At 37.9% G+C, this 11921-nt stretch carries 6 protein-coding genes and 1 pseudogene; all 7 read right to left on the bottom strand.

Going from position 1 to position 11921, the window contains the following annotated elements; genetic code table 11:
• Positions 1-32: 32 nt before the first annotated feature.
• The 7 genes and pseudogenes from BLQ87_RS25180 to BLQ87_RS25145 all read right to left on the bottom strand — a co-directional run bounded on the left by BLQ87_RS25180 (position 33) and on the right by BLQ87_RS25145 (position 11288).
• Positions 33-284, bottom strand: coding sequence for an RHS repeat domain-containing protein (locus BLQ87_RS25180; RefSeq protein ID WP_074611683.1), 252 nt, complete (start codon positions 282-284; stop codon positions 33-35).
• A gap of 18 nt (positions 285-302) precedes the next feature.
• Positions 303-794, bottom strand: a complete 492-nt coding sequence (locus BLQ87_RS25175; protein WP_074611682.1) for a hypothetical protein — start codon at positions 792-794, stop codon at positions 303-305.
• A gap of 3 nt (positions 795-797) precedes the next feature.
• Complete coding sequence (locus BLQ87_RS33255) at positions 798-1634, bottom strand: RHS repeat-associated core domain-containing protein (RefSeq protein WP_216857862.1); 837 nt, start codon at positions 1632-1634, stop codon at positions 798-800.
• Between the two features lie 282 nt (positions 1635-1916).
• Positions 1917-2171, bottom strand: a complete 255-nt coding sequence (locus BLQ87_RS25165) for a hypothetical protein (protein WP_074611681.1) — start codon at positions 2169-2171, stop codon at positions 1917-1919.
• Between the two features lie 647 nt (positions 2172-2818).
• Positions 2819-2956, bottom strand: a pseudogene (locus BLQ87_RS34280) (RHS repeat-associated core domain-containing protein); the annotation flags it as partial.
• 485 nt (positions 2957-3441) lie between these two features.
• On the bottom strand, positions 3442-7029 hold the full coding sequence (locus tag BLQ87_RS25150; protein WP_074611679.1) for a DUF6443 domain-containing protein: 3588 nt from the start codon (positions 7027-7029) through the stop codon (positions 3442-3444).
• Positions 7030-7103: 74 nt separating this feature from the next.
• A complete protein-coding gene (locus BLQ87_RS25145) occupies positions 7104-11288 on the bottom strand; it encodes a DUF5977 domain-containing protein (protein ID WP_143010541.1) in 4185 nt (1394 codons plus the stop codon).
• Positions 11289-11921 lie beyond the last annotated feature (633 nt).

Genomic DNA, 11921 nt, shown 5'->3' with positions numbered 1-11921 from the left:
CCTGCTCTGATTGAAGCAAGGAGCTTTTTGTTTTATAAGTTGAGATTATAGTTCAAAATTTCAACATATTTGTGATCTCCCGCAGCTTTAATTCGTATTTCCTTATTATCGGTTCCTCTAAACACAATATCATCAGCCATCATCCCATCAGAATCTACAAATCTGATAGGATTACCAAAGGTATAACTGTAAGGGCTAAACCTTCGAATCTTCTCAGAAAGCGGATCAGCAGTACTAAAACGTCCTATCACCGGATCATAAAACCTCGCCCTATAATCGTACATCTTCTCATCGAGCAGTCTTTACCGACAAATTTTCGCATTTTCTAATTCATTTGTAATAACAACCTTACTTCCAAACTTTTTATTTTGTTCGAGTTCAAATTGAGTGTTATCAAAAAGATAGCAAAGATTATTAAGGTCATTTGGAGCAGCATATTGATCCATTATTCTATTATATTCCGGCGATTCATATTCTTTAAAATAGATCTTATTCTTTCTACTTATCTGCTTAAATTTACCGCCACCACCACTCATTACCTGAACCTTCCCATCTTTATGAAAAATCAGGGAAGCCTGTAGATAATCATCGAATTGCCAATCAACTATCAGAGATACATTTTTTTTTATAGAAAGAACATTGTTACATTCTCCGTAATAAAGGTAAGTCCTTTTTTCGAGGTCGCACCGACTAACTTTTACACCTTCAAATTCATAATGTATTATTTTCTGAGCCTCCTCTTTACAAGACAAAAATATCAGCGAAAAAAAACAAATAAATGCAATATTTTTCATGACTTATCTAAATATTTTTTTACCGGCATTAATACCATCTCTTGTTAGCTTATCTTCTCCAGTAAACGCTGTCCTTAAAAACTGAAATAATCCAGCTTGAGGTGTCATTATAGTGGTAAAAATATCTCTTATCCCCATAAACACTGCGGCTTTTTCGTTATTGCCAGCTTGATTGTATACGCCGAAACCATAATCAATTCCAATTGTTGGAAAATTAGAACTCTCAGCAACGATCCCTGCCGCAATATTCCCCGCATCCTTTGCTGATGCAAACTTACCCCAGAGCAAAGAACCATAGGACGAATTCTTAAGGGGTGCATGGGCCTTAATATCCCAAGTTTGACCGCCTCCAGCCAACTTAGAATATTGATAGGCAGAGGGACTATCTTCTAAAACTTCTTTAACTCTATTCTGAGCCCAGGAAGAATTAAAATCTATCTTCGCTCTATCTGCGACTTTTACCGAACCGTATCTACCTACTCCATTCTTCTGAAAATAATCAAAATCTGCAAAACCAAAAGGAGTCCATGTTTCTCCCATTTTCTGTCCGCCTGCAGATGGTCCACTTATCGAATAATATTTTTTATCAACATCTTCTTTATTCCAGGCATTTTTATGTCTATAGACACCCAAATCGCCATCATTGTAAATTGCCAAAACGTTTCCGAACATGTCTGTATGTGTTGACTCTCCTTTCATTCCTGTCGGATCAACAAATCTCATCGGATTATCGAATACATACGCATAAGGGTTAGTCTTTCTGTCAAGCTCAGCCAGCGGATCCACTACATTCCACCTGCCTATCACCGGGTCATAGAACCTTGCCCCATAATCGTACAGCCTAATGCGTTTTCTTACCTACTATTAGTCTCGAACCATAAATCCTCTACAGAAAAACTTTCAAAGTTAATTCGACCATCAATCTCTTTATCTAAGTTTTTTTCGGCAATAGTAAACTCTGGCTTGTTAAAATTTCCAGACTCCACTATTACTATAAAGTTATAATCGTTTAAAAAAAACCGTAGATTATTTAAATAAGACGAATTAACAAATAACAATGGATATTGTTGCCATAAATATGCTACAATATTATTATATAATTTGTAACATCACCATTTTCTACTATAAATACTCTTCAAACATATCTTTTCCTTTATGATATATTATGTAGTTTGTATTGCGAGCATCCCATATTTGGATATAAATTGACCCATCATCATTCTTACCAACATTAATTAAAATGTTGTCCTCTTCTTCATTAGTTTCAACATCAATTATATCGCCCTCGCTAATAAACCCCTGTACTGCCTCTGGCTCCTTGGTTATTGACATAGAGCCATTGCTACAATTCCGAATTTGGATTTTAATTTTTTTCATTAGAAGTGTGTTTTTAAAATTTCTAAAACTTGCCGGGCCCATACGACAGATGCCGGATTCAATGCCCCTGAGCCGCCGTTTGTAAGCGTTTTTTCGCCTGCTTTTACAAGACCCGAATAAATATTGTGCAATACTTCTTTCGTATAACCAGCCTCTAACAATTGTTTTTTTGTAAAGTCACCTGCTGTTTTCCTTATTATAGTTTTATCGCCCCATCCCAAAAAAGCTGCGACCAATTTACTGCCGCCAGCTTCTGATAAAGCTTGACTAAGTTTAACTCCCGCCTCCGGAGCAAATGTAGCTGCTCCCTCTAAAGCACCTGCTCCCCTGAAAATGGCTGCCCCTCGACCAAAAAGCCCTGTGGTTAACCAGAAGTATCCTTGCACATCAACAGGCATACTCCCATGCAACTGTCTAACACCTGGAGTAGGGTGTCGTTTTTGACTACCTGCTCCTTCATCAGCCGCGACACCTGAAGTGTAGCCTGTTTGTACGTCAACAGTATAATTGGTTATTCCGCTTGTATGTGGAGCTGCATCTAAATTTACTACTGTTACGTAATCAGTAACATCACCACCCTTAGTTCCAGTCATAGTCGTGCTCTGCACTTGGCCACCTTGGACAACAACCTCATACTCGTTAAAAAACATTCCATCAGGATCAACGAATCTAATCGGATTATTCCCACAATAAACGTAAGGACTAAACCTTCTCATACCTTCCGCCAACGGATCAATAACATTCCATCTCCCAATCACCGGATCATAGAACCTGGCCCCATAATCTAACACGCTTACCTAACTTTTTTAGAATTCGCTGGATTCGTTGGCAGTTACATTCCGATGCTCCACCTTTATATTATTATTATTTGTTTTTGATTGAGGCCAGTATTTGCTTCTGATAGGTTTTGTTAGAAAAACAATAGCTGTGAAAAGGTAAAATAATATAGGGAGTACCGCTATCGCATTAATCACATACATATTAACCTTACTCAACAATGGTATATACATTGTATAAGTAAAATTGAAAATGGTAGGGGAACTGTACTTAGGTTGAATAAACATCAAGTTATATGCACCCAACAAACAAATAATTAAAACGAAGAACCAAGTTACCCTAGTTCTATAAAACATTGACATTAATAATGTCGCCAATAAAAATAGTTCATTTATGTGATAATATTTATTTGTTATTACCATCTGTAATAGTTCAAAAGAAATAACAACAACGATAATCAACGCCAAAATATAAATTGCTTTTTTCATTTCTTTTAATTAGTTTTTGGATTGTAAAATCTAATCTTATATGTATCATTATACACTTTTACTAAAGTACCAACTGTTTGGACTTTAGGGGTTACAGTAAATCCATTTTTACTCCACGTATATACAGTCCCATTTTTTGATGTACCTAAATAGGCTGCTGCATGAGTAGGTGTTTCATACGCCCCTTCAAATATGTTAAAATTTTTCTCATTAAAACTCAATATGGTTTTACCAAATGTTTTACTCGTAACCTGTTTAAAATCGGCTCCCATAATATCTTTAAAATCTTCATTTTCAGGGGCACGAGATCCAAGAAAACTAGGTGTTTCTCCTTTTGATGTCGAAATTGCACACTCATAACAATTATAATTTTGAGGGTTCGGCAAATACCAAGGAGTGCCATCCGCGTACGAATCAGGATTTTTATTAGCGTCACTAATTGCCGAATTAATAGAAGCAACACCAGGGATATTATCTGAAAGAGTTATTTTTCCTTTTTTCATATTTTTAAACTCTGCATCTGCTTGCTTTTGAGAAACACCTAAAAACTTCTTTAATGTCTGTGCATTATCTCCTTTTTCTGCAATTGCAGTCAATTTTCCGTTAATTATGCCTGGTATCCATTGCCCCTCCATACCATCAGGGTCGACAACGTTTATCGGATTGTTAAATCCATAAGCATAAGGGGTTGTCTTTCTATCTTTCTCCGCCAAAGGATCTACTACATTCCACCTACCAATCACCGGATCATAGAACCTTGCCCCGTAATCATACATCTTCTCTTGATCCTGCTTCTCTTTCCCATTATACTGGTACTTGTTCTCGATCCCAGAAAGTGTTCCTTGTATGCCCAGCCCAAAAGGATAGTAATCTGTCTGCTGAATTTTTCTTGCAACCCCAGCATTAATATCAAAATACAACCGTCCATTTCCTAGGTGATCACTAAGCGTATACTCATAGCTGTAATTTGTCGCACTATTGCGAACAACCCGCCCAGCTTCTGTACTCACAAATTTCATCACACCTTCTTCGTATTGGATACCACTAATATACTCATTAAATGAATTTACAGCGCCTGTAACCTGTTTCCTTAGTTTGCCCCCATTTGCATCATAACCATAGGCAATCAAGGCTCCATTGGCATTAACCGTTGCAGGAAGATTCAATATATTATAGGTAATTCCTGACAGATTATTTCCTGCATGGCTTACATTACTTCGGGAAATCATATTCCCATTTAAATCATAAGTATAGGAAGTAGCACCAGGTAGCTGGAAACTAACATCCGTATTGCTAGTATTCTCATCGGTAACCGTATTTAATTTATTTCCAGCGTAACTGTACGTCAACTGATCAATTAAGGTATTTGCTGAATGACGCTGCAGGCTCGTAATATTCCCCATCACGTCATATCCGATCTGCTCGTTATTATTGCCAGTACTAACCCCAGCGCTCAAGCGGTTCAATTTGTCGTAGGTGTAAGTATAAGCCTTGGATAGTCCGGTATTTACACCCCATTTCTGCATACTGATGTTTCCGTTATATTGCGGAATTAGTCCTACAGAGTCCTTCTCATATTTCAGTTCAGTTGCAAACAAAGGAGCAGACGCTCTTTCCATCCAGCCTCTTGGATTATAAGCATAATCTACTTTCTGAGCAAAACCAGCTCCATCATTGGTGCTATGGAGTTCTTTGCTAGTTACCTGACCGACTTCATTATAGTTAGTTCTGGACAGGACAACCAGTGGATTAGTCGTTGCTGAATTATCTCCGGTCTTTTGTTTAGTATCTGTTTTTCGTCCCTGATGATCATAGGCAAATTCATTATAGACATATAGTTTCTCTGCTCCTAAAACAAAATGCTTTCTGGTACTATTCACCAGTTCTCCAGGGAAACTGTAAGTATTGGTTACTTCATCATAATTATCAGCTCTAACTTCTCCTCCCTTATAATGCTGCTGAATTGTCTTCACTACCCGGCCTTCATCATCATAATATTGGACATTCCATAACATATCATTAGTGCCCAGAACATTGATACGACTTACAGTTGGAAGCCCCTTCAACATCTTACTGTAACTACCTGAAAGGTTATATGGTGGAATAGCCGGTAATCCTGGAACGGAATAGTCATTATAATAATTAATTGTTAATATCGTCGTAATAAAACTGTTGTTAGGGCTACTCAGTCCATTATAACCATTACCCGATTCAACACGCTCCTCCCAAAGCACAGTCTCTCTATCTAAGACAGACTGAAAGACTTCACGCTGAGAAACATTAGCTGTACTTCCAGGGGGACTACATATCCCTGTTAACACCACCCGCCCCAATGCATCATATTTAGTAAACGTATATTCCTGGGGTGCCTTCGCTCTCTGTAATGCATCCTGGGTCGCCACCACTTGATCCAGTTTATTGTACAATAGAAATTCCCAGCCTTTTACGGGCAACTTCTTTTCAATCAATCTTTTTCTGCCGTCATAACGATATTGATAGCAAAAATCATCCAAAACAGTCTGAGTCGGCACCACTACTGCATCCGGATTAGCCCCCGGAGGCAATACAAAACTGAGATTTCCAAAGTCGTCATAAACATAATAAGTAGACAACACCTCTGTTGTTGTTCCTGATTTATTGAACAACCTTTTCAATACCACTCGTCCCTCTTTATCCTTATACTCCTCTACCGTCCCTGCCTTTCCATCAGCGGAAGTCCAATTCTCGTCTTTGCTAATAGTCAGATAAAGCTGATTAGCCCCGTAATAACCGGTACCGGACAAGGTCCTCTTATAGGGCTCAGCCAAAACTGTTGTGGCATTATACAACCTTACCGCAAGGCCTGTTGTGGCATAGTCGGTCAAGCTGTTATTCGCTCCGTAGCTGAGCATAGCAGTTCTGCCTGTAGTGGTTCTGGTAGCCGCTGGCTGCCATGCAACACCTGGGGCTCCCTGTTCCAGCACCCGGTTTAAAGGTGAAGCTTCAAAGATTGTTTTAGAAAAGGCAGCATTAGGGATGGCGGTTACACCTGGGGCAGCCCAGCCAGTTGTTGTTCCCGGAGTTGTATAAAAGGAATTTTGTTCCGTCAATGCGGCAGGTTTATAACTTCCGTTACTTGTCGCCAGTGTTCCTGAGTAAGGTAAATATTTTTTCTCCTCCCGGCCAAAGGCATCGTATGCAACCGGCGTAATCAAGTCGCGAAAGGTTGGACTTCCATGAACATTGATCATTTGAACAGGCCTGCCGAGACCATCGAAATACTGGATCACCTGATTTTCTTCGCAGGTTTTGCGTATAACTCCAATATTCTCTGCAGTCACATTTGGAACTTTGAAAGTTCGGGTCAATATATAGTTTTGGTTAGCGCTTGGCTGAAAGATCTGATCGACACAATGCTGAAGCCCTCCATCGATAAAGATCCGGAGTGTATCTCCCGCAGGAACATGAAAACCGGTTTTAAGGGTTACACTTCTTGACGCACTAATTGTCTTCTGTTTAGTATAACTGCTTACTTCGATATCTGGCTGTTGTGCATAAACAGGTCCAACCACAAGTAAAAGCAGAAGTCCCGGTAGCGTTAATTTTATCTTCATTTATAGCATTCTTTTGTCTGAGTTCGGATATGGTATTGGTAATATTGATATGGTGTAATGTGAATCTCACCAACCTATGGCAATTCAGTTATTGGAATAATATTATAGTCTACACCTGAAACAATCAGCTGGTTATTGAAAGTATAATTTATGATCGTCCCGGGGGTAGTATAACCCATATTTGCAGTAGCGCTATTTAATGCAATTGCAGAGAATGGAGCACTGATTCCCAATGCTTTTATTTCTATCTTGTAATTGCCACCCGGTATAGAAATGTTCCTTTTAGCATTAACTCCTCCCCCTCCTTTGGCTGTCACTTCATAAACTTTTAAGGTTGAGATATTGGTAAATTTCACCGTTATCGTGCTATTGTTATCATTCACAAAATTTTCTACTTTAAAACTAGCGGTACAAACACCATTTTGATTAGCGAAAGCCTGCCCAAGTGTGCTGATGCTTTGTAACGCCTTGCTATCCGCATCTTGTTGGGATATTAGCGAACTATACTGCCCCGCCGGAATGGTATACTCCTCCTTGCTCCCGGTTCCTTCGGTACAATCATTCTTAGAAATAAGTTGTGTAAGCCTGGCATTAATAAATGGACATATCTCTCTGTCTGTAATGGTTACCGAGCGTAAAGTGTTGTAAGTGACTCCACTTCTAGGGTTAAAATTCTTTTGCGTTTTGGTGACCTGCCCTGTATTCACACCTGTTTGATCAATCAGACAATTACAGGCGACATCAACCCAATTCGGATTTGTGGAATAATTATAGTCATAGGTCTTGATGATATTTTGGTTTTGATCTTTTGTATTTTTTAATCTTCCAAATTCATCATAATTATAAAATGTAGTATAATTCCTTTCATCAGTCCTGGAAGTAATTCCAAATGAAGAGTCATAGGTATAAGTTGACAACCCGCTATTTTCAGGAAAAATTCTAATATCATCCAAAGTTCCAGTTAAAACCTGTCCACTATAGATCAAGTCCCCACTATGCTTCCAGGCCCCATTACTTACATACCAATAACTAATTAAGTATTTTCTTCCATTTTCGGGCTTGGTAAAAAAGCTCGCAGTATTGTACGAACCATTGAATGAAGCAACGCCTGTATGTGCATCGCTAACCACCCCATTATCTTCAAAAGACTCATAAAAAAACTCAGATTCTGTGGCATTGATACACTCTGCTATTGGAAAAGTTTTGGCCTTATTCCAACGATAGGCTTTTTTTACCCCTGCTGAATTGGAGACCTCCAGAACATTCGAATTCGCATCATACTTGTTGATGATAAACTCAGCATTAAACAGGTTTTTTGGCACATCCAATTTTAGCTTTTCAAACAAGAGCGGGCGGTCCGGATAATAAGTATTTTTTTCAAGAGATATTAAATTCCTGATGCTATTAGAGGTATTGTAAACCGATGATTCCACAACCTCACTGAGTATATGTTTAGCATCCAACTGATTTATCCTGGCATCTTTAGCGTACAAATAAACATGCTCTAAAGTATTTTCCTTACTCAGGATATCGGTTATTTTGTTAGCATCAATATCCTCTGCTGTATCATAATCAAACTTTTTAATCTGTTCAACAAATTTACTATCGTCATTCATGTCATATGTCCTGACCGTTGTTTGTGCTATTTTCTTATAGAACGGTGAAATATTATTCATTAAAATCTGAGAAGGATACCAATATCTCTTAGTAACCTTTGGGTCTGTAAGCATGAACATTTGGTCGTCGATAAGATCATTAAACCCTTGTGCCATTGGCGGAAGGTATACACTGCTTACGGACCAAAACCCCCTTGCTCCAAATTCCCCTGGAAAAGGCGGCGGTGTTGTCACAGAAACACCAGGATTATTTTTATCGGGGGCCATACTACTAAAACGAAGATCCCAGACCAGAGAACTCTTTCTATATACCGGAAGATCGCTATTCTCTTTAGTTGTTTGATCAGGGCCTCTGGATTCAGCATTTGTCAAATACTTATTCTCTTCCTCTAATACCTTCTTATACCCATCATTTGAATACCTAAACACCGTCTTTTTAAGCAAATTACCTAAAGAAGAGGAGTATTTTATTTGCGGAAAGTTAAATGATATAAAATTACCAAGTGGATAAGTCGATGGCATATCCTGTACAGGGGTACCGACCGAAAAACTTCTTATTAAATCTTCTTTCTCCTTAAAATCATTATCTGAAGTAGAAAATTGATAAGATGTTTTCCCTTTATTTACACTCCCCATTTCCGAAACCTCGATATTAGCATAAACAAATAAGTCACTTCCATAGCCCCCTAAATTTATACTGCGATAAGGTGCGGTCGAAAGGGTATGATTATAGGTGATTGCTCTTGCATTTATATTTGAAAGTGCATCTTTGTACTCCATGACTACCTTGAAGGCTTCTTGTTTATTAGTAAACTGATTAAACGTCAGTTGTGTTCCGTGGATATAGGAATACTCTTGTTTTAACAACAAAGAATCGCCCATTTTCAAGGTAGTTTCTTTCACCCTTAATCCAGCTCCTAAATCTCCGGTATCATACCTATTCGATTCATATTTATACTCCATATATCCACCCGTAGGATAAATGATCTTTTGTAAGATTCCAGCCTGGTTATTTTTAACATCTATATTATCTCTATACACATTATAAGGGGTATTTAAATAAGAAATATACCCGTAATTATCCTGATTATCCCCTCTTTGATCAGGCACTTTAAGAATATTATTGATTCCTCCATTATAGTTGGATTTGGAAGGAAGCGGACTATTATCATATAAGAAACTAAACTTATCTCCCAGACTGGCCTGCCCATTTATTGCACCTTTGTTTTCGATGCCACCTAATTTTAATCTCTTGTCTGTGTCTTTTAGTGATGGCGCTCTTAGTGCAAAATATTGATCATTATCAAAAAGGATTTGCTTAACCAGTTTTAAGCCTTGAGATGTTTTACTATAGATCTGAATTTCTGACAATCGTATTCCATTTGGAATATCCACTCTTGGCAATTTTATAAACTTTATAAGTTCTTTTCTGGATGTGATTGAATCCGGGTAAAATTCCTCGACACTACTTTGTTCTATTGTAGAAGTATAGATAATATCATCAGGCTTTGGAAACGCCTGCATCATTGCAGAGATCGCGTCGTTATAATAGGAATTGGGTAAACTTTCAGGAGGCAACGGTCCTCCAAGATCAAATTCACCACTCATCCATTCCTTGTTATGTATTATTGTTGGTGTATGATAATTGCTATACACCTTTTTAGAATAATAGATATTTATCTCTTCACCTGTCGGAGATATCATTTTATTTAAATACGCCGAAGAAATATTTGAATTATACTTGTAGGTGGAATCAGCGAGGCTATCAATTGACGTTCTGGTGCTTAACGCATAACCCGGAGTATAGGTAAAATAGGTTTTTGCCAACTTAGTGGTCTTTCCATAGTCGTTAAAATGGTATTGAATGCCTTTGGCATCTGTAATTTTCCATGCACTGGGTCCACCCTCAATTTTAAAATTGTTCGCCTTAATTTCATGAGGCTTATTATCCAGACCATACATCCAACTACCGCTCATTCCGTTTACATTACATAAATATAAATCCGGAGAAAAGTCATTTTTACCAAATGCTTTGATATCAATTAAGCTTGGAGTTGCTCGTAACGGATCGTTGCCGTAGAGATACAAACCTGTATTGCTTAGATATCGCATATTAATAAAATCCAAATCTTTATACCCTTCCATCAGGTCTGAATACTGGTATCTTGTCTTATTATATGGGCTAAACATGATGTTTCTTAGAAAATCTTTATCAGCCGACAAAAAACCTTTCAGCATTGTTCTCGATAGATTAACTTTGATTCGATTTGGTCCATGCCATGCCAAGTCCCCTCTCAACTCGAGTCCTGTTTGAGTATCTTCCTCTCCATTTACGACTTTATTAATCATCCCTCCGACGTTCAATGTCCAACCTAATCCTACCCAGGAAGCTTCATCTTTTACTTTAACACCCGAAGCATGATAAGACATCGTTATCGGTAGCTCCAATCCTCCTATTTGGAGTTTATACAGGGGAAGATTAATGTCCGGTGTTCCGGTATATCCCCCTACAGGAATATCCCAATACCTTCCAATAGAAGAAACTTGAGGACTTTCAGCGACAACTCTTGGTTGAGCAAAACTAGTTTTGGCAAAGAATAGTAAAGTAACAACAGTTACAATACGAGATAGGTTATGTATCATTTTGGTTTTATTGGTCGATTCTGGATTAGGTTTCAGGACATTATTACTCATCAACTCAAGACCGGGGAGTAATTATAAGTGACAAAGGAGATGTCAGTAAAGAAGTACAGGTATTTAAAGTAGTTTTCATAAGGCGATATCATACCGCTCTATTCAGGTAAACACTAATCCACAGCACACATTTCAATTACCCGGAGAGACGTTAGCAATGGGATTAATTTATTTCTGCTAAATATATGACAATAGCGGATATATATATATTCTTTTTTTTAGGAATTTTTTTCATGCATTTAAAACAAACAGATTCTAGTGATTTACCTCTATAATTATGCTTAAATGCCAAATTTTTAATGCATTAAAAGGGTCTGTAACCATTAGACTATGATTTAAGGGCTTTCCTTTAGGAGTAAGGCCCTCGTTAATTAACACCTGTGCTTCAACTTCTGTCAAAATCGATCCGTCTATAACAGTCGAATGATGAACTACTGAAATGTTATTAAACTTCTCATCGTCAATCACGTCCGCTATACCTAAATCCTTATATTTCTCTATCAGTTTAAAATCCACTGCCACCTTATTCCAGGGATCGTCCAGGTATTAACAATAATAAAATACTTTACAACAAAAAAGCGC

Source organism: Pedobacter steynii (assembly GCF_900103665.1).
GTDB lineage: Bacteria > Bacteroidota > Bacteroidia > Sphingobacteriales > Sphingobacteriaceae > Pedobacter > Pedobacter steynii.
This window is presented reverse-complemented; position numbering and strand designations above follow the sequence as displayed.

Coding starts and splice junctions, on each gene's coding strand:
- BLQ87_RS25165 (WP_074611681.1), bottom strand. CDS start 2,171: ATGAAAAAAATTAAAATCCAAATTCGGAATTGTAGCAATGGCTCTATG.
- BLQ87_RS25180 (WP_074611683.1), bottom strand. CDS start 284: ATGTACGATTATAGGGCGAGGTTTTATGATCCGGTGATAGGACGTTTT.
- BLQ87_RS25145 (WP_143010541.1), bottom strand. CDS start 11,288: ATGATACATAACCTATCTCGTATTGTAACTGTTGTTACTTTACTATTC.
- BLQ87_RS25150 (WP_074611679.1), bottom strand. CDS start 7,029: ATGAAGATAAAATTAACGCTACCGGGACTTCTGCTTTTACTTGTGGTT.
- BLQ87_RS25175 (WP_074611682.1), bottom strand. CDS start 794: ATGAAAAATATTGCATTTATTTGTTTTTTTTCGCTGATATTTTTGTCT.